General features: G+C 59.1%; 15 protein-coding genes. 10 read left to right on the top strand and 5 right to left on the bottom strand.

The window, feature by feature from the left end:
- Window positions 1-127 precede the first annotated feature (127 nt).
- Genes cobA through nirB form a run of 4 tightly spaced genes read right to left on the bottom strand, consistent with a single transcriptional unit; the run spans window position 128 to window position 6430 of the window.
- Window positions 128-928, bottom strand: a complete 801-nt coding sequence (cobA, locus tag ACYVIS_RS04870; protein ID WP_460873389.1) for a uroporphyrinogen-III C-methyltransferase — start codon at window positions 926-928, stop codon at window positions 128-130.
- The gene (locus tag ACYVIS_RS04865; protein ID WP_460873388.1) at window positions 925-3645 is read right to left on the bottom strand and encodes a nitrate reductase; all 2721 of its coding nucleotides are present in this window, start codon (window positions 3643-3645) and stop codon (window positions 925-927) included. The genes cobA and ACYVIS_RS04865 overlap by 4 nt, the downstream gene beginning before the upstream one ends.
- Window positions 3646-3648: 3 nt before the next feature.
- The gene (gene nirD, locus ACYVIS_RS04860) at window positions 3649-3990 is read right to left on the bottom strand and encodes a nitrite reductase small subunit NirD (protein ID WP_232743396.1); all 342 of its coding nucleotides are present in this window, start codon (window positions 3988-3990) and stop codon (window positions 3649-3651) included.
- A gap of 7 nt (window positions 3991-3997) precedes the next feature.
- The gene (gene nirB / locus ACYVIS_RS04855) at window positions 3998-6430 is read right to left on the bottom strand and encodes a nitrite reductase large subunit NirB (protein WP_232743395.1); all 2433 of its coding nucleotides are present in this window, start codon (window positions 6428-6430) and stop codon (window positions 3998-4000) included.
- 392 nt (window positions 6431-6822) lie between these two features.
- Between nirB and ACYVIS_RS04850 the strand changes: the two genes are divergently transcribed.
- Window positions 6823-7878 carry an NAD(P)-dependent oxidoreductase gene (locus ACYVIS_RS04850; RefSeq protein ID WP_232743394.1) on the top strand — a complete coding sequence of 352 codons (1056 nt, stop codon included), beginning with the start codon at window positions 6823-6825 and terminating at the stop codon, window positions 7876-7878.
- On the opposite strand, the gene ACYVIS_RS04845 is transcribed toward ACYVIS_RS04850, so the two are convergent.
- A complete protein-coding gene (locus tag ACYVIS_RS04845; protein WP_232743393.1) occupies window positions 7846-8796 on the bottom strand; it encodes a LysR family transcriptional regulator in 951 nt (316 codons plus the stop codon). The genes ACYVIS_RS04850 and ACYVIS_RS04845 overlap by 33 nt on opposite strands.
- Before the next feature lie 185 nt (window positions 8797-8981).
- Between ACYVIS_RS04845 and metE the strand changes: the two genes are divergently transcribed.
- The 9 genes from metE (at window position 8982) to ACYVIS_RS04800 (ending at window position 21932) form a co-directional block, all read left to right on the top strand.
- Window positions 8982-11279, top strand: a complete 2298-nt coding sequence (gene metE / locus ACYVIS_RS04840; RefSeq protein WP_232743392.1) for a 5-methyltetrahydropteroyltriglutamate--homocysteine S-methyltransferase — start codon at window positions 8982-8984, stop codon at window positions 11277-11279.
- A 135-nt stretch (window positions 11280-11414) separates the two neighbouring features.
- Complete coding sequence (locus tag ACYVIS_RS04835; protein ID WP_232743391.1) at window positions 11415-11990, top strand: DUF2889 domain-containing protein; 576 nt, start codon at window positions 11415-11417, stop codon at window positions 11988-11990.
- 86 nt (window positions 11991-12076) lie between these two features.
- Window positions 12077-13237 carry an ADP-forming succinate--CoA ligase subunit beta gene (gene sucC, locus ACYVIS_RS04830; RefSeq protein WP_232743390.1) on the top strand — a complete coding sequence of 387 codons (1161 nt, stop codon included), beginning with the start codon at window positions 12077-12079 and terminating at the stop codon, window positions 13235-13237.
- A gap of 22 nt (window positions 13238-13259) precedes the next feature.
- Entirely contained in the window at window positions 13260-14141 is an 882-nt protein-coding gene (gene sucD / locus ACYVIS_RS04825; RefSeq protein ID WP_232743389.1) for a succinate--CoA ligase subunit alpha, read from the top strand.
- Between the two features lie 193 nt (window positions 14142-14334).
- Window positions 14335-15024, top strand: a complete 690-nt coding sequence (locus tag ACYVIS_RS04820; RefSeq protein ID WP_232743388.1) for a TetR/AcrR family transcriptional regulator — start codon at window positions 14335-14337, stop codon at window positions 15022-15024.
- The gene (locus tag ACYVIS_RS04815) at window positions 15021-16577 is read left to right on the top strand and encodes an efflux transporter outer membrane subunit (RefSeq protein ID WP_232743387.1); all 1557 of its coding nucleotides are present in this window, start codon (window positions 15021-15023) and stop codon (window positions 16575-16577) included. Before ACYVIS_RS04820 ends, ACYVIS_RS04815 begins: the two co-directional genes overlap by 4 nt.
- Window positions 16570-17766 (top strand): efflux RND transporter periplasmic adaptor subunit, encoded by a 1197-nt coding sequence (locus ACYVIS_RS04810; protein WP_370635944.1) that lies wholly within the window; start codon window positions 16570-16572, stop codon window positions 17764-17766. The genes ACYVIS_RS04815 and ACYVIS_RS04810 overlap by 8 nt, the downstream gene beginning before the upstream one ends.
- Before the next feature lie 8 nt (window positions 17767-17774).
- On the top strand, window positions 17775-20831 hold the full coding sequence (locus ACYVIS_RS04805; protein WP_232743386.1) for an efflux RND transporter permease subunit: 3057 nt from the start codon (window positions 17775-17777) through the stop codon (window positions 20829-20831).
- Window positions 20832-21233: 402 nt separating this feature from the next.
- Window positions 21234-21932, top strand: coding sequence for a TerC family protein (locus tag ACYVIS_RS04800; protein ID WP_232743385.1), 699 nt, complete (start codon window positions 21234-21236; stop codon window positions 21930-21932).
- The last annotated feature ends 6 nt before the right edge of the window (window positions 21933-21938 follow it).

Raw genomic sequence — 21938 nt, 5'->3', positions numbered from 1 at the left:
CCGACCGCTGGACGTGCCGGACTACACAGCACCGCCCACCCTGCGGCGTCTTTATAGAACTACTACCGCGCTGACACAACAGACATCCGCCCACACAGACAACACAGCCCAACCCAATAGCTCAAACCTAAACAGCTCTGGCAAGCAGGCCGGTTTCGCCGGCATCCTGCCGAGGCAAGGCCTGCGCATGCCGCACGACCTCGCCAAGGACAATAACGGCGGGGCTGGCAATACGGCTGGTTTCCACCGTACTTGCCAGATGCTCCAGTGTCGTGACGATACACCGTTGCGCAGCGCACGATACGTGCTGGACAATAGCGAGCGGAAGCGTCGCCGGGAAGCCTCCCTCCAGCAATTCGGCCAATAAGACGGCCGGCTGGCTCATGCCCATATAGCACACGAGGGTCAAGCCGCTGCGAGCCAGCGATTGCCAGTCGGGGCGAACACCATCCGCGGTATGCGCCGTGACCAGAATGACCCCACGGGATACTTCGCGATGCGTCAATGGCAGTCCCAGCGCGCTGGCGACGGCCAGTCCGGCGGTAATGCCGCTGACGCTTTCAACTTCAATGCCACGATGTGTGAGCCAAGCCATTTCTTCGCCGCCACGCCCGAAAATAAAAGGGTCGCCGCCCTTGAGCCGCGCTACCGTCTTGCCTTCCAGGGCGTATTGAGCCATCAAGCGAAGAATGAAATCTTGCGGCGTCGAGGCGCAGCCGCCGCGTTTGCCTACTTCGATGATCTTGGTCTCCGGTTCGGCTAGTTCCAGAATATCCCGTCCCACCAGGTCGTCGACCAGCCAGACCGTGCATTGTTTGAGGACACGGGCGGCCTTGAGCGTCAGCAATTCTGCATCGCCCGGGCCGGCGCCGATCAGCCATACCTTGCCGGGAGAGGACAATTTTCCAATGTGCGCAGATGTTTTCATGCTGTCAGCTCCGTAGTCGCATGGTCTTGAATCATTCGCCTGATTTGGGCAAGGCAGGATCCGCAGCCGGTTCCGCATTTCAGGGCGGCCCGGATGCCCTCCAGATCCTGGCCTGCTTGTATGGCCCGGCTTATGGCGTCTTCACTGACGTTTTCGCAGGCGCAGACAATATGGGTGCGTATGGGCGGCTTTGTACGGCCCATCAGCACCAGGCTTATATTGCCCGGGGCTTTCCCGTCGTCGGCCCACTGCAGCAGGGCGGCGTCGGCACGTACATCGCCGGCCAGCAAAAACGCGCCCAGGCCTGGCCCGGAGCGCCGGATGCGGCGAATCACACCGCGGGCGGGATCGTCGAAAGCCAGGTCGGGCTGACCCAGATGCAAGTCGTCGATCAAGGCCTGGAGCACAGTCGCGTCTGCCTTGGCCGGGCTTGCAAGGCGCAGGCGCACCCCCTCCATGCCGATCGCAGTCGGCAAAACTACGGCATAGGGGAATGCGTTCAGCCATTTTCTCAGCCTTTGCCGCAAGGCGGCGCTGGGACCGTGAATCCAGGCGCTGGCCTGCCACGCGTAATTCAGCCGTTCTATGCCGATCGCGCTGTGCTTCAGTTCGGGCTGATGCGAAATCGGATCGCCGATGCTGTTGCCCAATGCGTTGACTCCGTCGCCGGCCATGAACGCGCTGCCCCAGTGCATGGGCATGAAGGCGTGGCCGGGTTTCAGGCCTGGATCCCGCAGTGCTGGAACAATGACCTCGCCGCGCCTGGATTTCACTCTGACAAGCGTGTCGTTGTCGATTTTCAGGCGCTGCATGTCGGCTGGATGTAAATGCAGGCGCGGCTCTTCCTCGTGGCGAGTCAGCGCCGGAACCAGGCCGGTACGATTCATGGTGTGCCACTGATCGCGCAGGCGTCCTGTGGTCAGGCGCAAGGGGTACTGTGCGGATACTGGATCCGCGACCGGTGTGTAGCCCACGTCCATGAATCGGGCGCGTCCGCTGTCGGTGGGGAAAATGCCCTCCTGGTACAGACGCACCGAGTCGGTACGCGCTGAGGCATAGGGCCATTGCTGTGGGCCTTCCGCTTCCAGCCTCGCATAATTCAGTGCGCTGTAGTCCAGGTCGCGGCCGGCTGTGGAACGTACATGTTCCGCGAAAATGGCGGCCTCGTCGCGGTAGTTGAACAGTGCGACCTTGGCCGGGGCGATTTTCGCCGCCAGCCTTTTGGCTATTGCGCACGCCAATTTCCAGTCAGGCTTGGCGTCGCCCGGAGGTTTGATGGCGGCACGCACGCGGCTGATCCGGCGTTCCGAGTTGGTGACGGTGCCTTCCTTTTCCGGCCATGTCGCGGCGGGCAGGATCAGATCGGCATACGCCAGGGTTTCGGTGTGGGCAAATGCCTCCTGAACAATCACGAATTCGGCTTTTTCCAGGGCGGCACGGACTTTGGCTTGGTCCGGCATGGACTGGGCCGGGTTGGTGCCGGCGATCCAGAGCACCTTGATTTTCCCGGCCAGCACGGCGTCGAACATATCGACCGCTGTGAGCCCTGGGACTTCAGGCAATCGTTCTACGCCCCACAAGGCGGCGACCTCCGCCCTGTGGCTGGCATTGTCCGGATCGCGATGGCCAGGCAGCAGCGTGGCCATGCCACCGGCCTCGCGGCCACCCATCGCATTGGGCTGCCCCGTCAGCGAAAAAGGGCCGGCTCCCGGCTTGCCGATTTGCCCGGTCGCCAGATGCAAATGAATCAGCGCCGCATTTTTAGCGGTACCGCTGCTCGATTGATTCAAACCCATGGTGTAGAGCGATAGCGTCGATCTTGCCTGGGCAAACCAGCGGGCGCATTGAATAATATCGGCTGCCGGAACGCCGCATAATTCCTGGGCTGATTTGGGAGTGAAGTCGTGGATGCGCTGTTTAAGCGCTTCGAAGCCCTCGGTGTGCTGCGCAATGTAATCGCGGTCGATCAAATCTTCCCACACCATGACATTGAGCATGGCGTGAAACAGTGCTACATCGGTACCGGCCGAGATCGGCAAATGCAGGTCCGCAATTTCGCAGGTGTCGGTGCGGCGTGGATCGACCACAATGATTTTCATGGAGGGGTTGCGGGCCTTGGCCGCTTCCAGGCGGCGAAACAGCACAGGGTGCGCAAAGGCCATGTTCGATCCGGCTATGAATACCGTTTCGGCATGATCCAGGTCTTCATAGCAGGCCGGGGGGGCATCTGCGCCCAGAGTGAGCTTATAGCCCGAGACTGCGCTGGACATGCACAGCCGCGAGTTGGTGTCGATGTTGTTGGTGCCTATCAGCGCCCGCGCCAGCTTGTTGAACACGGCGTAATCTTCAGTCAGCAGCTGTCCCGAGAGATAAAAACCTATGGCATCCGGTCCATGGCTGCGGAGGGTGTCGGCCAGTTTGCGGGCGGCAACCGTCAGGGCGCTCATCAATGCGATATTGCGGCGCGGCTCATTTTTATGCCGGCGCAATTGGGCCGACACAATGCGGCTGTCATCATGCCTGACCGTGGCCGCCAGGTTCAGGCCTTTGCTGCACAGTTTGCCCCGGCTGGACGGATGATGGATATCGCCGGACACTTCCACGACGCGGTTGCCCTGGCTGCGGATCTGTACGCCGCAACCAGTGCCGCAATAGCAGCATATGGATGATACGGTCCGCAATGGCGCGGCCGGTTCCGGGCGGGGCGAATCATTCATGTTCTAGGCCTCGCGCGCCAGGTTCAGATAGACCGTGCCCGCTTCGACTTTGGCGGCCACGGTGCGCGCGCAACCCTTGTCGGGTGCCAGGGCCTGGCCATTGTCGAGCGCTATAGTCCAGCTGTGCAGGGGGCAGGTAACGAAGTGGCCGTGAACCAGGCCGGCCGACAAGGGCCCTCCCTTGTGCGGGCAGCGGTCCAGGACGGCAAAGACATGGTCGTCCGAAGCCCTGAATACCGCGATATTGTCCGCTCCGGACTGCTGTACGACCCGCGACCCGGCTCTGGGTATTTCGCCGAGAGGGCAGATGGCGGTCCAGTTGTGTGTCAAAGTGCTTGTGCTCATATCGGTTTCACGCAGTCAGGGTTTCGAATTCACGACGGGCCGAGGGGCTTTCTATGCGTTCCGCCCAGGGATCTTTTTCAAAAGACAGGGCAAATTTCAGGCGTGCGTACAGCTCGGCGCGATTGCCCGCATCGTTGATGACCCTGGTTTTGGCATGCTCCAGGCCGACGCGGCTCAGGTAGTGGCAGGTGCGTTCCAGGTAGAACGCTTCTTCGCGGTAAAGCTGCAGAAAGGCCCCGGAGTATTCCAGCACCTCTTCCGGTGTTTTTACCTTGGCGAAGAACTGCGCCACTTCGGTCTTGATGCCGCCATTGCCGCCTACGTAGAGCTCCCAGCCGGAGTCCACGGCAATAATGCCTATGTCCTTGATGCCGGACTCTGCGCAATTGCGCGGGCAGCCCGAGACGGCCAGCTTGACCTTGTGAGGGCTGCTCATTCCCACCAGGTCTTTTTCCAGGGCAATGCCCATGCCGGTGGAGTCTTGTGTGCCGAAACGGCAAAACTCGCTGCCGACGCAGGTTTTGACCGTACGCAAGCCTTTGCCGTAGGCGTGGCCCGAAGGCATGTCCAGATCTTTCCAGACATCGGGCAGGTCTTTCTTTTGCACACCCAGCAAATCGATGCGCTGGCCGCCGGTGACTTTCACCATGGGCACGTGGTATTTGTCCGCCACATCGGCAATCCGGCGCAACTCGGCCGGATTAGTCACCCCGCCCCACATGCGCGGTACAACGGAATAAGTGCCGTCCTTCTGGATGTTGGCGTGCATGCGCTCGTTGGCCAGGCGGGATTGCGCATCGTCCCTGGCTTCTCCTGGCCAAGTCGACATCACATAGTAGTTGAGAGCCGGGCGGCAGGTGGCACAGCCATCCGCACTGCGCCATTCCAGGAATTTCATGGCGTCCGAAATGGATGTCAGATGATGGTCCCTGATGGCCTTGCGGACTTCGCCGTGGGTAAAATCGCAGCAGCCGCATATGGCTTTTTCGGATTTGGGCTTGATGTTGGCGGCGCCGCCCACGCAGTTGATCAAGATCTGTTCGACCAAGCCGGCGCACGAGCCGCAGGAGCTGGCGGCTTTGGTATGTTTCTTGATTTCATCGACGGTGAACAGGCCTTGTTCGCGTATGGCCTTGACGATGGTTCCCTTGCATACGCCGTTGCAGCCGCAGACCTCGGTATCGTCGGGCATGCCCACCACGCTGTTCTGTCCGGCGTGGCCGGTATCGCCCACCGAACCTTCGCCGAACATCAGGTGGTCGCGCAAATCGTTGATCGATTTCGCTTCCCGTATCAGGCGGAAATACCAGGCGCCGTCGACGGTATCTCCGTACAGACAGGCGCCAATCAATCTGTCGTCCTTGATGACGAGCTTTTTGTATACGCCGCCTATAGGGTCGGACAGCGTGATGGCTTCGGTGTCGCCGCCGCCCGTGTAATCGCCCGCCGAAAACACATCGATGCCGGTGACTTTGAGCTTGGTCGAAGTCACGCTGCCCGGATAGCGCGAAATGCCGAAAAACGCCAGGTGATTGGCGGCGACTTTGGCCTGTTCGAACAGCGGCGCGACCAGGCCGTAGGCCATGCCGCGATGGCTGACACATTCGCCCACGGCGTAAATGCTGGGGTCGTAGGTTTGCAAGGTGTCATTGACGATAATGCCGCGATCGGTGTGTATGCCGGCCTGATCCGCCAGTTCTGTATTGGGCCGAATGCCGACTGCCATCACGATCAGGTCGGCGGCCAGTTCGCTGCCGTTCTTGAAGCGTATGCCTTTGACCTTGCCCTCTTCATTGCCCATGATCGATTCGGTCTGATGCTCCATCAGAAACTCCAGACCGCGTTGCTCCAGGCTGGTTTGCAGCAGGCCGGCGGCGGCACTGTCGAGTTGGCGATCCAGCAGGCTCGAGCCCAGATGCACGACCGATACTTTCATGCCGCGCACAGCCAGGCCATTGGCCGCCTCCAGCCCCAGAAGCCCGCCGCCGATGACAACCGCGTGCTTGTAGGCGGTGGCTGCATCGATCATGAGGTTGACGTCGCGTATGTCGCGGAAAGTTACGACGCCATTCAAGTCGCAGCCCGGAATCGGCAGGATGACGGGATTCGAGCCAGTCGCCAACAAGAGGCGGTCGTACCTGGCTACTGTTCCATCGTCGGCATGGACTTCTTTACGGGCGCGATTGATCTTGACGACTTTACGGTTCAGCAGCAGCTCGATATGGTTCTGCGCATACCAGTCCAGGTCATTGAGAATAATGTCCTTGATGGTTTGCTCGCCTGTCAGCACGGGCGACAGCAGGATCCGGTTGTAATTGGGATAGGGTTCGGAACCGAATACAGTAATGTCGTACAGAGTCGGGTCCAGCTTCAAAAGCTCTTCCAGGGTTCTGACACCGGCCATCCCATTGCCGACCATAACGAGTTTCAGCTTTTTCATAAATGCCTGCTTTTCAGTCAATTGGATATACAGAGAAAACGGGTCTTCGGTTTTTGTCGGCCTGAATGCGGCAGTCGGCAAACCATGAGGAACCGTTGATCTTCAATAGGTATCAAGCAATTAGCGTGCCAGTTTTTTTTCATGGAATAGGGCGCCGCGTACGCTTCTGCTTGCACTGGGGCGGTGCGCCGGATCGGGATTCCAGGCTTTGTGCACTATTAATGTGCCGGCTCTTGTGGGTGCTGTGGCGGGCGTGTGGCCTGCCCGGACACACAGGCAGGCAATAACACAGATGCCTGCCCGGGCGGGCACGGGATTTGCTTGAGTAGAAGAATCCGCTGGCTGGATTGCGCACTGGGCGCAGGCCGGGTCGAAGCGCGGGGAGGGTGCGGATGCGGCTATTTCCAATGTTCTGCGATGTGCGGGGAAAAGATGTGCTGGTCGTGGGCGGCGGCAGCGTTGCCTTGCGCAAGGTGCTTTTACTGCTTGATGCCGGCGCCCGGGTTTCCGTGGGTGCGCTGGCCATATGCGGCGATATGGCGCTGCTGGTCGAGCGGGGCAGAGTGCTGCACCGAGAGGGCGCCTATCATCGAGGATGGCTGGCAGGGCAGTGTCTGGTTATTGCCGCTACCAGCGATCGGCGGGTGAATGCATGCATTGCGCAGGACGCCGCGGCACTTGATTTGTGGGTGAATGTCGTCGACGATCCCGAGTTGTCCAGCTTTCATGTGCCGGCGATTGTGGATCGCTCACCCATGGTGATTGCGATCTCTTCATCGGGCATGGCGCCCGTGCTCGCCAGGCGCATGCGGGAAAGGCTGGAAAGTCTGCTGGACCGGAACTGGGGATCTCTGGCGCAATTGGCCGCCCGTTATCGGGCGGGAATACGTAAGCGATTCGGCGTTGTTTCCGAACGCCGCCGTTTTTATGCCTGGATGCTCGATGGGCCTGTTGCGGCACATATCAGGCAGGCGCGTTTCGCGGAAGCCGAAAGCACGCTGGCGCAGGCATTGGCCGCCGGAAGTTCTTTTGCAGACGGGCTTGTGTCGTTTGTGAATGTGGGCTCTCGCGACCCGGGCTTATTGACCTTGAAGGGTTTGCGGGCCTTGAATGAAGCGGATGTGGTGGTGTACGGCCGCGACATCGGCGACGGCGTGCTGGCTTTGGCCAGGCGCGACGCCGACATGTGCGAATCGAACGTGGATGCAGGTTCTTTGTGCGGCGACGGCTTCCGTGCTCAAACTCTAGGCTGGGTGCGGGAAGGCTTGCGTGTCGTGCATCTGCTTGGCGCGGGCGACAATGCGGGGCGGGAGGCGCTGATGTCGCATTTGTTGTCCATGAGCATTTGCTGCGAATGGATTCCGGGTGTTGCCGGCATCGATCCGCGCTGCCCCGCGCCGGCAGGGGCTGAGGGCTTAGTGCCGGCTGGTTACGCCGCTGGTGCCTGACGGATGAACCGCTTTGATGCCGTTCAGGGTGCGGAAGCATGTTTCGCGCGCTTGAGCCATGAAAGCGCTCAAATAACTGGCCTCGGCGTCTTCAATGCGCACTGCCGCATACAGCGTGCGCCAGACTCCCTGAGCGCCCAGGTGGCAGATGCGCAGCCAGCCTTGGTTCAGGTATTCGGTGAGCGCCCAGTTCGGCAGTGCGGCAACGCCGCGCTGGCTGGCAACCAGTTGCACAATGATAGGGGTCAGTTCGGCTTTGCGCAGGGCGGCCGGTTCAACGCCGGCTGGATCCAGGAAGGTCGTGAAAATGTCCAGCCTTTGTTTTTCGACCGGGTAGGTAATAAGCACCTGATCGGCCAGTTGATCGGGCTCGATGTATTTGTACTGGGCCAGAGGGTTGGCGGCCGAGACCGCCAGCACCAGCTCATAACTGAACAGGGGCAAGTACTGAATCACATCCATCGCTTGCGGGTCGGAGGTAATCACCACATCCAGGTCGCCCCGTATCAGAGCGGGCAGGGGGGCGAATGAAAACGCCGCCGATAAATCCAGAGCCACATCGGGCCAGTTCTGCCTGAACGCATCGAGCGCGGGCATCAGCCACTGGAAACAGGAATGGCACTCGATGGCCAGATGCAGGCGACCGGTGCGCCCGGCCGCCAGGCGCTGCAACTCGCGCTCCGTGGCTTTCAGGCGAGGCAATATTTCGTCGGCCAGGGCCAGTATGCGCAGTGCCGCGGTGGTCAGGCGCGCAGGGCGTGTACGCCGATTCAGGAGCGGGGTTTTGAGCCTGACTTCCAGGTCGCGCAGTTGGTGCGATAGCGCCGACTGAGTGACGTGCAGGCGATCGGCCGCTTCTTGCAGGCTGCCCGCTTCGCGTATGGCGGTCAGAGTTTCCAGGTGGCGGATTTCTAGCATGTGAGCTTGGGCTGCAACAATTGAATAGGTGTGGAATAGCGGAGCGTGGGCGCCGAGTCGGGGTGGCTTACACGCTATTATATGAAAAAAATTCAAGTTATGGATGTTGTATTTGATTTTGAATCATCAAGTGTGCGGTGCACAATATCAATACTTGATAATTCCTTGACTAGTTTGAAAATAAAATGACTATTATTCATAATCTTGGCTTTCCCCGTATTGGCGTGCAGCGCGAACTTAAACGCGCCCTGGAAGCGTATTGGGCCTGCAAGCAGTCTGCCGATGGCTTGCAGGACATTGGGCGTGAGCTGCGTGCACGCCACTGGGCGCTGCAAGCCAAGGCGGGTGTGGCTTTTGTTCCCGTCGGCGATTTCGCCTGGTACGACCAGATTCTGGAATGGTCTACCTTGCTGGGAGCCGTTCCTGCACGCTTCGCCCAGCCTTCCAATGAGTCGGTGGGCCTCGATACCTTGTTCAGGATGGCTCGCGGGCGCGCTCCATCGGGTGCCTCCGCCGCCGCCTGCGAAATGACCAAGTGGTTCGACACCAACTATCACTACATCGTTCCCGAGCTTGCGCCGCAGCAAAGCTATCGTATTGCGCGCGAGGATTTATTTGATCAGATTCGCGAAGCGCAGGCTTTGGGGCATCAGGCCAAGCCGGTGATTCCCGGGCCCTTGACCTGGTTATGGCTGGGCAAGGGCGATGCGTTTCCCGGCGGGGCGGGCGACACGGGCAAACTGGCCCTGCTTGAGAGTCTTCTGCCTGTGTATGTAGAGGTGTTGGCGCGATTCAAGGCCCTGGGAGTACAGTGGGTGCAGGTCGATGAACCCATCCTGACCCTGGATTTGCCCGTCGAATGGCGCCAGGCGTACCGGCAGGTTTATTCCCGCCTGGCGGGCGCCGGCCTGAATCTGTTGCTGACGACCTACTTTGAAGCCATCAAGGACAACGCCGCTGTATTGCAAGACTTGCCCGTGCAAGGCCTGCATATCGATCTGGTGCGTGCGCCAGGACAATTGTCCGAACTTGCCGCGCTATTGCGACCCGATCAGGTTTTATCGGCAGGTATCGTCAATGGCCGCAACATTTGGCGCACCGATCTGGATCGGGCCCGGGATCTGCTTGCTCCGCTCAAGGCGCAACTGGGCGATCGCCTGTGGCTGGCTCCGTCGTGCTCCCTGCAACATGTACCCGTCGATCTCGATGTCGAGCGCGAACTGGATCCGGAGCTGAAAAGCTGGTTGTCGTTTGCCGCGCAGAAGCTCGACGAATTGCGCTGGCTGGCTGCGTCGCTCGACGGCGGCGCCGACGCCGGCACGCAAGAGGCGCTGCAGGCGCAGCGTGCCGCTTTGCAGGCGCGCAGGGAATCCCCGCGTATTCATAATGCCGCCGTGCAGCGGCGCCTGGAAGCCGTGGCACAGCTAAGCCGCGATCGGGCTCCTTTCGCCCAGCGCATCAAGCGCCAGCAGCAAGAGCTGGGCCTGCCGGCTTATCCGACCACGACGATAGGCTCGTTTCCGCAAACAACTGAAATCAGGGCCTTGCGCCGCGACTGGAAGGCTGGAGCCCTGTCCGATGCCGGCTACGAAAAAGCCATACGCAGTGAAATTGAACAGGTCATACGCTTCCAGGAAAAGATCGGGCTGGATGTGCTGGTGCATGGCGAACCCGAACGCAACGATATGGTGGAGTATTTTGGCGAGTTGCTGGCCGGTTTTGCCTTCACGCAAAACGGCTGGGTCCAGAGTTATGGCTCGCGCTGCGTCAAGCCGCCCGTCATTTTTGGCGATGTGGTCCGGCCGGCGCCCATGACGGTGGCCTGGGCGGCATACGCTCAATCGCTGACGGAAAAGCCGGTCAAAGGTATGCTGACGGGGCCGGTCACTATTCTTCAATGGTCCTTTGTGCGGGACGACCAGCCGCGCCAGACTACTTGCCGCCAATTGGCGCTGGCTCTGCGCGACGAGGTGGTCGATCTGGAAAAAGCGGGTATCGGCGTTATCCAGATCGACGAGCCGGCGTTCAGGGAAGGCCTGCCTCTGCGCCGCGCCGATTGGACTTCGTATCTGGACTGGGCGGTTGACTGCTTCCGGCTGTCGACGGCGGGAGTCCGGGAAGAAACCCAGATCCATACGCATATGTGCTATTCCGAGTTCAATGACATTATTGATTCGATTGCCGCCATGGATGCCGACGTGATCACGATAGAAACATCGCGTTCCAATATGGAGCTGCTTGGCGCGTTTGAAGACTTCGATTATCCCAATGACATAGGGCCGGGCGTATACGACATACACTCGCCCAATGTGCCCAAAGTCGACTGGATGGTCGATCTCATGCAGAAAGCCGCGGGCCGCCTGCCCAGCGAGCGTCTTTGGGTCAACCCCGATTGCGGCCTGAAAACGCGGGCCTGGCCGGAAACCGAAGCGGCGCTGCTTGCCATGGTCGAGGCCGCTCGCATATTGCGCCAGGCAGCCTGACCTCGGGCTTCATGCCTGGAGGGGGCGCATGGCTTGCCGGCCCGTTCCCTTCAGGCCCGTGGACGTACAGGTAAGACGGCGGCGCCTGCGTTATACTTGCCGGGTTTATCGTCTTATTTGCATTTCCGCCCGTACATGCCCCTGCCGCCATCCGATATCGCCCGCGAGCCATTGCACACGCGTTCCATACGCGTGAATTCATTTGCTCGGGAAGACGGCCAATGGGATCTCGAAGCCGAGCTCATCGATGTCAAGGCTTACGATTTTCCCGGAAACGACGGCGTGGTTCGTTCGGCGGGCAGCCCTGTGCATCATATGCATCTGCGCGTCACGATCGATGAGCAATTCACGATCACGTCGGCTGTTGCCGTGTACGACGCCGCTCCCTACAACACGTATTGCACCGCCATCGCGCCCGATTATGAAGCGCTGGTCGGCATGAATCTGCTGCGCAATTTCCGCCAGGTGGTCAAAGACCGGTTTGCGCGCACAGCGGGCTGTACGCACCTGACCGAGCTCTCTTACGTGCTGCCGACGGTGGCCGTGCAGTCCATGGCCAACAAGCGTCGCAAGGAAAGGCTTTCAGGCAAATCAGCCCAAAAGCCTTTTCAGCTTGATGGCTGCCATGCCTTGCGCATCGACGGTCCGGTGGCGAAAGAGTTCTATCCCCAGTGGTATATCGCTCCTCCATTCGAGGAGAAATGCGAATAGGCCGTTTACCGATGTGGCGCGCAACAGTGTTGCCAGGCACTGGCGTGAGCATTTTTTCTAATTCTTTCCGTTCTGACAGGTAATAAATGAAAATTCACGAGTATCAAGGCAAGGAACTGTTGAGAAAGTTTGGTGTGACCGTGCCGCGCGGAATTCCAGCTTTTTCCGTAGATGAAGCCGTTGCGGCGGCCGAGAAACTGGGCGGCCCCGTTTGGGTTGTCAAGGCTCAGATTCACGCGGGTGGCCGGGGCAAGGGCGGCGGCGTCAAGCTGGCCCGCTCGATCGATGAGGTTCGTCAGTTGTCCTCTGAAATCCTGGGCATGCAGCTGGTTACGCATCAAACCGGTCCCCAGGGCCAGAAGGTGCGCCGTCTGCTCATCGAAGAAGGCGCCGACATCAAAAAAGAATATTACGTCGGTATCGTGACCGATCGCGCCACCCAGCGCGTCTGCGTGATGGCATCCAGCGAAGGCGGGATGGACATCGAAGAGGTCGCTGAAAGCTCGCCCGAAAAGATTCTCAAGGTTTTTGCCGATCCCACGGTTGGCCTGAGCACTGACGAAGCCGCCGGCCTGGCTCGCGGCATAGGCGTACCCGAGGCCTCAGTGGGCAAGGCCGCCGCCGAATTCCAGAAACTCTACAAGGTTTACTGGGAAACCGACGCTTCGCTGGCCGAGATCAATCCGTTGATTCTGACGGGCTCGGGCGACATCATTGCCCTGGACGCCAAGTTCAATTTCGATTCGAATGCCTTGTTTCGTCATCCCGACATCGTTGCCTATCGCGACCTCGAGGAAGAAGATCCCGCCGAAATCGAAGCCAGTAAGTTCGACCTGGCCTACATCCAGCTCGACGGCAATATCGGCTGCCTGGTCAACGGCGCGGGCCTGGCCATGGCCACCATGGACACCATCAAGCTGTTTGGTGCCGAACCCGCCAATTTCCTGGATGTCGGTGGCGGCGCGACCGCCGAGAAAGTGACCGAAGCATTCAAGATCATGCTCAAGAATGACAGCGTAAAGGCGATCCTGGTGAATATTTTCGGCGGCATCATGCGTTGCGATGTCATTGCCGAAGGCGTCATTGCCGCCTGCAAGGCCGTTAACCTGAGCGTGCCTCTGGTTGTGCGCATGAAAGGGACCAACGAAGAGCTCGGCAAGAAAATGCTGGCCGAGTCGGGCTTGCCCATCATCAGTGCCGACACCATGGCCGATGCCGCGACCCGCGTCGTGGCCGCCGTGAAATAAGAATATTGCCGAGGATTTGTAAATGTCGATTTTGATCAACAAAGACACTAAAGTTATTACCCAGGGAATTACCGGGAAAACCGGCCAGTTCCACACGCGCATGTGCCGTGAATACGCCAATGGCAAGGCCGCTTTTGTGGCCGGTGTGCATCCCAAGAAAGCGGGTGAGGATTTCGAAGGCATTCCTATTTTCGCTTCGGTAAAAGATGCCAAGGCACAAACCGGAGCAAGCGTTTCGGTCATCTACGTTCCGCCCGCGGGCGCCGCCGCGGCAATCTGGGAGGCTGTCGAAGCCGATCTGGACCTGGTCATCTGCATTACCGAAGGCATCCCCGTTCGCGACATGCTTGAAGTGCGTAACCGCATGCGCGATCAAAACAAGAAAACCTTGTTGCTGGGACCCAATTGCCCAGGCCTGATCACTCCCGATGAAATCAAGATCGGGATCATGCCTGCTCATATCCATCGCAAGGGCCGCATCGGCATCGTCAGCCGCTCCGGCACCCTGACTTATGAAGCCGTCGCCCAGGTTACCGAACTGGGTCTGGGCCAATCGAGCGCCGTTGGTATCGGCGGAGACCCCATCAACGGCCTGAAGCATATCGATATCTTGCAGCGATTCAACGACGATCCCGAAACGGATGCCGTCATCATGATCGGCGAAATCGGCGGCCCCGATGAAGTCAATGCGGCGCAGTGGGCCAAAGACAATATGAAAAAACCGGTGGTCGGCTTTATTGCCGGCGTTACCGCTCCGGCAGGCAAGCGCATGGGCCACGCCGGTGCGCTGATCTCGGGTGGCGCCGATACGGCGGATGCCAAGCTGGAAATCATGGAAGCGTGCGGCATTCGCACCACGCGCAACCCGTCCGAAATGGGCAAGTTGCTGAAGTCGATGTTGTAGGTCGACAAAGCCATATAAAAAAGCCCGCTTAGGCGGGCTTTTTTGTTCGGACCGATCAGCGGCCCTTCATCCTGAAGGGGCCAGAACGCACTTGCGATTAACTAACCAATCAATTAGTATACGCCGACAAACCAGAAATATTCAAAATCCTCGGAACTAAAAACTTAACTAATCAGTTAATTAGAGAACAATCATGGAACAGAAGCCCGAACAACGTACCTCTGGTGGTCGGCGATCTCGTAAAGACGACACGTCTGGGCGTGAGCGCCTGCTGGACACCGCGATCCTGTTGTTCTCGGACCGCGGCATTGCCAACACGACCATTGCGCAGATCGCGAAGGCTGGGAAAGTGACCTCGGCGATGGTGCATTACTGGTTCGAGACGCGCGAGAAACTCTACGATGCGGTGGTCGAGGAACGTCTCGGGCCGCTGATACAGGCGATCTGGGAGCCTGCCGACATCGAACACGAAAGCGCCATAGAACTGATCCGGGGGCTGTTGACACGGATGTTCGAGGTAACGGATGCCGCACCTTGGGTACCATCGCTCTGGCTGCGGGAAATCGTCCAGGTCGGCGGTTTGCTGCGCGAACGCCTGCTTCGTCGCATCCCGCGCGACCGCAGCATTGCCTTCCGCCAGAAAATCGTCGAGGCGCAATCCCGTGGCGAGGTCAATTCAGAGATCGAACCCGATCTGTTGTTCACCTCGATGCTGGCCCAAGTGATGTTGCCGCAGGCGACGAGCTCTTGCGTCTGGCACGAGGGCGACACCATGATGAGCCTTGGCCGCGAGCAGATTCAGCGCCACGCCGTTGCACTTTTGATGAGGGGCCTGATGGGGCCTGCGATTCGTTCGGAAGAACACAATGGGGGGCGGAAATGAGCGCCGCCTCCCGCCTGTCGCAGCTTCTCGCTCCTCTGAGTTTGCTTTGCCTTACAGCGCTTGCCGGCTGTGCAGTGGGGCCAAACTTCGTCCGGCCCAATGTCGCTCAAAACGCCGACTATTCACGAGACAAGTTAAGGCCGACAACGGCTTCGGCCGACGTGGCGGCAGGCGGCGCCGCGCAGCGGCTTGTCGCCGGAATGGATATTCCCGGGCAATGGTGGACGCTTTTCCGCTCGCCGACGCTGAACGCGCTGGTCGACGAGGCACTTCGGGCCAATCCGGATATTGCCGCCGCTCAAGCCGCGCTTCGCCGAGCCAACGAGCTGGTCTATGCCGATCAGGCATCGCTGTTTCCATCCCTGAGCGCCACGGCGTCCAGTACCCGGGAGAAGATATCGGGTTTAAGCTCGACCGGTGCGGCCAGTTCCAGCAGCTCGCTCTCGCAGATCCTGACCGTCCATTCAGCGTCCTTGAGCGTTTCCTATGCCCCGGATGTTTTCGGTGGTACCCGCCGCCAGATTGAATCGTCCGCTGCGCAGGCCGAGTATGAACGCTACCAACTGGAGGCGACTTATCTGACATTGAGTTCGAATGTCGTCAACACGGCCATAAGCCTGGCATCCGTGCGCGATCAGGTGGCTGCAACCGAGAAAATCATCGAGCTTCAAAACGATCAGCTCAATCTTTTGAAGTCTCAGCGGTGGCTTGGGGCTATCTCCAGTATCAACGTACTCGCTCAGGAGGCGGCACTCGCACAAACGCGCGCCACCTTGCCGGCCCTGCAAAAGCAACTCGCGCAAACGCGCAACCAATTGATGGCTTATCTCGGCCGCTTTCCCAACCAGGATCGCGGCGAGAGTTTTGATCTGGCATCCCTCCATCTGCCGGAAGAGTTGCCGGTCAGCCTGCCCTCGGCCATCGTGCAACAGCGGCCGGATGTGCGTTCCGCCGAGGCTCAACTGCATCAAGCCAGTGCCAATATCGGTGTTGCCGTGGCCAATCAACTGCCCCAGTTCAACCTCACCGGGTCGCTTGGCTCCGGTGCATCGAGCGTCAGCAAATTGTTTACCTCAGGCACAGGAGTTTGGAGCCTCATTGGATCGATCACCCAGCCGATTTTCGACGCGGGGGCGCTCAAACACCGCAAGCGCGCAGCCGTGGCGGCGTATGACGAATCGGCCGCACGTTACCGCGGCACGGTGGTTGCCGCATTCCAGGATGTATCCAACGCGCTGCGGGCCCTGGAAGCCGATGCCGACGCGCTCGCCCAGCAGGTGGCGGCCGAACGTGCCGCCCAGGAAAGCCTGGCTCTTGCGCAGGCTCAGTTTCGGCTTGGCGCGGTTGGCTATCTGAATCTGCTCACCGCGCAACAAACCTATCAAAACGCGGTCCTTACGCGGGTCCGGGCACAGGCCGCCCGCTATAGCGATACGACTGCGCTGTTCCAGGCTCTGGGCGGCGGGTGGTGGAACCGCACGGATGTGGATCCCGCCGCCTCGGGCAGTTCGACCGATTTGAACAATAGAATTAGTGAGAAGACCCATGGCTGAAATTAAGACCGCCTCGTCCCCGTCCATCCAGTCGACCGAACCCGGCGGCGCGCGCAAACGACGATTGCTTCGGCCGATGATCGCCATGATTGGGGTGGTTTTGATCATCGTCCTGATCATCGGCGGTGTGAAGTTCATCCAGATATCGAAGCTGATCGCACAATCAAAAGCCCCTCAACCGCCCGCCGTGGTTACGACCATCAATGCGCAGTTCGCCGATTGGCAACCGAGCGTCTCTGCCGTGGGATCGATGAAAGCTGTTCGCGGCGTCGATGTCACGACAGAAGTTGGCGGCATCGTCCGCACCATTGCGTTCAAGCCGGGGCTGGACGTTTCGGCCGGCGATCTTCTCGTCCAGCTGAATGCGGATGCCGATGTCGCGCAGCTTCATTCGCTCGAGGCGACCGCCAATTTGGCCGCAACTGTCCTCAAGCGCGACAAAGCACAGCTTAAAGTGAGCGCGGTGTCGCAGGCGCAAGTCGATTCTGACGATGCCGACTTTAAAGCGAAACGCGCGGCGGCGGAACAACAGCGGGCTTTGGTCGCGAAGAAAACGATACGCGCGCCGTTTGCCGGGCGGATTGGCATCACCAGTGTCAATCCCGGCCAATATCTCAACCCCGGCGACAAGATCGCAACACTGCAGACATTCGATCCCATATACATCGACTTCAATATACCCCAAGCGCAGCTCGAGGCGATTGCCACCGGCCAAGCCGTCTCGGTCACTGCGACCGGTCTGCCCAAGCAAACCTTCGTCGGGAAGGTGAGTGCAATCGACGCGAAGTTCGATCCGGCCACGCGGAACGTCGCCGTCGAGGCGACCATTGGGAATCCGAAGCAAAAATTAATGCCGGGAATGTTTGCCCGCGCCGTCGTCGAGTCGGGAGCGGTGCAGCACTACCTCACCGTTCCACAAACCGCCGTGACCTACAACCCTTATGGGACGACAGTCTTCATCGCGGTACATAAGAAGGACGAGCAAGGCAAGGATGTTCTCACGGCCCAGCAGACGTTCATCGAAACGGGCCCGGCCCGTGGTGACCAGGTCGCCATCCTGTCTGGCGTGAAGGAGGGCGACGTAGTGATCACGAGTGGCCAGATGAAGCTGAAGAATGGCTCGCCGGTGAAGGTCGATAACCGCAGCACTCCCTTGAACGCCGTATCCCCGACTCCGCAAGAACGATAGGGCCTCCCATGAAATTCACCGATACCTTCATCAAGCGACCGGTCTGGGCCATCGTTATTTCGCTGCTTATCCTGATACTGGGGTTGCGATCGATCTCCGACCTGCCCATTAATCAGTGGCCGCGCACCGAAAACACGGTGGTCACCATTATGACAAGCTACTACGGCGCCGACGCCGCCACGGTAGCCGGCTTTATCACACAGCCACTCGAATCGGCCATCGCACAGGCGCAAGGCATCGATTACTTGTCCTCCTCGAGCATCACAGGGGTGTCGACAATTACGGCAACGCTGCGGCTCAACTACGACTCCAGCAAGGCACTGACCGAGATCAACACCCAGATCAACTCGGTGAAGAACCAGCTCCCGGCGCAGGCCCAGCAGCCGGTGCTGACAGTGGCGGTTGGACAGACCACGGACGCCATGTACCTGGGCTTCTTCAGCGATGTAATACCCACGAACAACATCACCGATTATCTTGTGCGGGTCGTCAAGCCCAAACTCGATTCGATCGAAGGCGTGCAGACCGCGGAGATCCTTGGGGGGCGCCAATTCGCTCTTCGCGCCTGGCTGGACCCGAACAAGCTGGCAGCCCACAACGTTACGGCACAGGACGTTTCCACTGCCTTGTCGAACAACAATTATTTATCCGCGGTCGGTTCGACAAAAGGGCAGATGGTGACGGTCGATCTGACCGCTGGAACGGATCTGCACAGCGTAGCCGAGTTCAAGCGACTCGTCGTCAAGCACAACGGCGACGCACTCGTGCACCTGGAAGATGTAGCGAACGTCACACTGGGCGCGGAGGACTACAACACCAGCGTCGCATTCTCCGGCAAACGCTCCGTGTTCATCGGCATCAAGGTGGCGCCAAATGCCAATATCCTGACCGTCGCGGAAAGTGTACGCAAGGCGTTTCCCGATCTGCAATCTCAATTGCCAGCGGGCGTTCGAGGCAATATCGTCTACGACTCCACGGAATTCATCAATACGTCGATCGATGAGGTCGTCAAGACGCTGGCCGAGGCCATGCTTATTGTCACGATCGTCATCTACCTGTTCCTTGGCTCGTTTCGAGCCGTGATTGTCCCCTTGGTGGCGATTCCGCTTTCGCTCATCGGGGCATTCTTCATCATGTTCCTGCTCGGATACTCCATCAACCTTCTGACGCTTCTCGCCCTTGTGCTGGCAATCGGCCTTGTTGTCGACGATGCCATTATTGTGGTCGAAAATGTGGACCGCCATATCAAGGAAGAAGGTAAAGGGGTGTTGGAGGCAGCGCTCATGGCGGCACGGGAACTCGGAGGCCCGATTGTCGCCATGACCGCCGTGTTGATTGCCGCGTATGTACCCATCGGATTGCGCAGCGGCCTCACAGGCGCGCTCTTCAAGGAGTTCTGCTTCTCGTTGGCTGGTGCCGTGACCGTGTCCGGCGTGGTGGCGTTGACTCTCTCTCCCATGATGACCTCGCGGCTATTCAGGCCCGGGAAGGAAGAGGGGCGATTCGCGCGCCTGCTTGATCACTACTTCGACCGACTGCGCGGCTGGTACCACCGGGTGCTTTCGGGTGGGTTAAACGTCTGGCCGGTGCTTGTGATCTTTGGCTTTGTCCTGTTCATTCTCGTGGCAGCCAGCGGCATGACCGCCAAGAGCGAGCTCTCTCCGACCGAGGATCAAGGCTTGGTGTTCATGCAGATCAAGGGGGCGCCCAATGCCTCGCCCCAGCAGATGGAAATGCTTGCCGACCAGGCATTCAAGATCGCGAACAAGGAACCCGAGTATGAGCAAATGTTCCAGTTGACTGGTGTGCCATCGCTCAATCAGGGGCTGGGCGGGGTTCTGCTGAAGCCCTGGGGAGAGCGCAGTCGATCCCAGGCGGAGCTGATCATGGATCTCCAGCAGAAATGGAACCAAGTGGCGGGCGCGAAGATCGCCGCCTTCCCGCTGCCGTCGTTACCGGGTTCTCAGGGTTTGCCTGTCCAGTTTGTCATCACCACGACAGAGCCCATCGAGAATCTGAATGAAGTCGCCCAGGCTGTCCTGGCCGAAGCGCAAAAGGAAAAACTGTTCTGGTTCGCGGATCTGGACCTGAAGCTCGACAAGCCGCAAGCCAAGCTGGTCGTCGACCGGGAGAAGATCGCCGCCCTGGGGATGACCGAGGCGGACGTCGGCGCGGCGCTGTCGGCCGCGCTAGGCGGCAACTATGTCAACTACTTCTCGACCGCTGGGCGGTCATATAAAGTGATCCCGCAGGTGCTGCAAGTCGACCGCCTCAACCCCGACCAGATTCTGAACTACTACATTCGAACTCCATCGGGATCGATGATTCCCGCTCGTACGGTGGCACATATTGAAACGTCGGTGCAGCCGGAGTCGATCAACCACTTCCAGCAACTCAACTCGGCCACCATTTCAGGGGTCAGCGGATTGTCCCAAGGCGAACTGCTGACGAAATTGAACACGATTCTACAAAAGGTGGCTCCATCGGGATACTCGGCTGACTACTCGGGCGAGTCGCGCCAGTTCATGCAGGAGTCTGGCGGATTCGTCGGCCTCCTCCTGTTCTCGATTCTCATCGTCTATCTTGCGCTGGCGTTCCAGTTCGAGAGCTTCCGAGACCCCATCGTGATCCTGTTCTCCGTGCCACCGGCGCTCTTTGGCGCGCTGGCATTCATCACCATGGGCTTCGCTTCCATCAATGTGTACACTCAGGTGGGCCTTGTGACTCTTCTCGGGCTCATCACGAAACACGGGATCCTGATAGTCCAGTTTGCCAACGAACTGCAGCGCTCGGGCCGCAGCAAGCGCGAGGCAATTGAAGAAGCGGCAGCGGTACGACTGCGGCCAATCCTGATGACGACAGCGGCAATGGTCCTGGGCGTTGTGCCGCTCGTCTGGGCATCCGGCGCTGGCGCGGCTGGGCGCCACGACATGGGCCTGGTTATTTTCGCAGGCCTTTCGATCGGAACCATGCTGACTCTCTTTATGGTTCCCGCCATGTACATGTTCATCGGAACCACCCATCGTCACGAGGCGGAACAGCCGCCATCTACTCCCGTTGCATGACAGGCACCGCCTTCAAGGCGGTCGAGCGGGCCGGAGAACTTTCCAGGGCTGACGCGCAAAGGGGCTCGGCCGGTGGTCGGGCCAGTGACGGCCCCGTGGCCGGCCGCCCGATGTCGAATGCGGGTCTGAACGGGGGCAAGGCTCCCCGGGAACCGCCTATTAATTTCCAAGGCGGTATCTGCAGATGGGGGCAACTCAACATCAAAGTTTGGGCGCCGTTTCAGGCGTTTGTCATGATCGGCCCGAATGAAATCCATTCTTTGAAAGCTTGCTTACGAATAACTGACTATAATATTTGCCGTGCGCCGCAAACCCAATGCCGGCTCGCAACCTATATTAAAGGGTGGCGCGCACCTGTCTCATTTGTTTAACGAAGGGGGTCTTCATAAAAAGGAAAGGGGAATGGATTTAAGTTCTACAACTTTTTGGTTCGCGTTACTGGAAATAATCTGGGTCAATATTTTATTGTCGGGCGATAATGCCGTTGTCATCGCTCTTGCGGCCCGATCCTTGCCTGTCGAGCAGCAGCGTACGGCCATTGTTGCCGGATCGGCGGGTGCCATTGTCTTGCGTATTGTCCTGACATTGGTTGCCGCGCAATTGTTGTTGCTGCCGTGGCTGAAGGTCATAGGCGCCGTCCTGCTTGTATATATTGGTGTAAGCCTGCTCATGCCGGAAGGGGACGACTCGGGTAAGGAAAAACAATATGGCAGTTTGTGGGCGGCTATACGCACCATCCTGATCGCCGACCTGGTCATGAGCCTGGATAATGTGGTGGCAGTGGCGGCGGCGGCTAATGGCGACACATTTCTGTTGATTCTGGGCCTTGCAATCAGTATTCCTTTAGTTATTTTTGGCAGTACCTTATTACTGAAAGTAATAGAACGCTTGCCCATTATTGTCTGGCTGGGGGCTGCTTTATTGGGCTTTATCGCAGGAGAAATGCTGGTCAGCGACCCGGCTTTGGTCGGTTCAATCGATCAAATTTCCGACTCTATCCATGCGTCTTCTCAGCAATTCGAACTCGCGGTAGGGGCGTTTGGGGCTATTCTGGTCCTGGCGGTAGGCAAATTTTTTCTGCAAAAAGCCAAAACTGACTAGAAGCTG

The sequence above is a fragment of the Paralcaligenes ginsengisoli genome, from assembly GCF_054781135.1.
Note: the sequence above shows the minus strand (reverse complement) of the source record. Positions and strands in the feature narration are given on the sequence as shown.

What these genes read in the sequence shown, in the direction of transcription:
- ACYVIS_RS04815 (WP_232743387.1), top strand. Translation starts at nt 15,021, where the DNA reads ATGAGCGCCGCCTCCCGCCTGTCGCAGCTTCTCGCTCCTCTGAGTTTG.
- cobA (WP_460873389.1), bottom strand. Translation starts at nt 928, where the DNA reads ATGAAAACATCTGCGCACATTGGAAAATTGTCCTCTCCCGGCAAGGTA.
- ACYVIS_RS04820 (WP_232743388.1), top strand. Translation starts at nt 14,335, where the DNA reads ATGGAACAGAAGCCCGAACAACGTACCTCTGGTGGTCGGCGATCTCGT.
- ACYVIS_RS04845 (WP_232743393.1), bottom strand. Translation starts at nt 8,796, where the DNA reads ATGCTAGAAATCCGCCACCTGGAAACTCTGACCGCCATACGCGAAGCG.
- ACYVIS_RS04835 (WP_232743391.1), top strand. Translation starts at nt 11,415, where the DNA reads ATGCCCCTGCCGCCATCCGATATCGCCCGCGAGCCATTGCACACGCGT.
- ACYVIS_RS04805 (WP_232743386.1), top strand. Translation starts at nt 17,775, where the DNA reads ATGAAATTCACCGATACCTTCATCAAGCGACCGGTCTGGGCCATCGTT.
- nirB (WP_232743395.1), bottom strand. Translation starts at nt 6,430, where the DNA reads ATGAAAAAGCTGAAACTCGTTATGGTCGGCAATGGGATGGCCGGTGTC.
- ACYVIS_RS04810 (WP_370635944.1), top strand. Translation starts at nt 16,570, where the DNA reads ATGGCTGAAATTAAGACCGCCTCGTCCCCGTCCATCCAGTCGACCGAA.
- ACYVIS_RS04865 (WP_460873388.1), bottom strand. Translation starts at nt 3,645, where the DNA reads ATGAATGATTCGCCCCGCCCGGAACCGGCCGCGCCATTGCGGACCGTA.
- ACYVIS_RS04850 (WP_232743394.1), top strand. Translation starts at nt 6,823, where the DNA reads ATGCGGCTATTTCCAATGTTCTGCGATGTGCGGGGAAAAGATGTGCTG.
- ACYVIS_RS04800 (WP_232743385.1), top strand. Translation starts at nt 21,234, where the DNA reads ATGGATTTAAGTTCTACAACTTTTTGGTTCGCGTTACTGGAAATAATC.
- nirD (WP_232743396.1), bottom strand. Translation starts at nt 3,990, where the DNA reads ATGAGCACAAGCACTTTGACACACAACTGGACCGCCATCTGCCCTCTC.
- metE (WP_232743392.1), top strand. Translation starts at nt 8,982, where the DNA reads ATGACTATTATTCATAATCTTGGCTTTCCCCGTATTGGCGTGCAGCGC.
- sucD (WP_232743389.1), top strand. Translation starts at nt 13,260, where the DNA reads ATGTCGATTTTGATCAACAAAGACACTAAAGTTATTACCCAGGGAATT.
- sucC (WP_232743390.1), top strand. Translation starts at nt 12,077, where the DNA reads ATGAAAATTCACGAGTATCAAGGCAAGGAACTGTTGAGAAAGTTTGGT.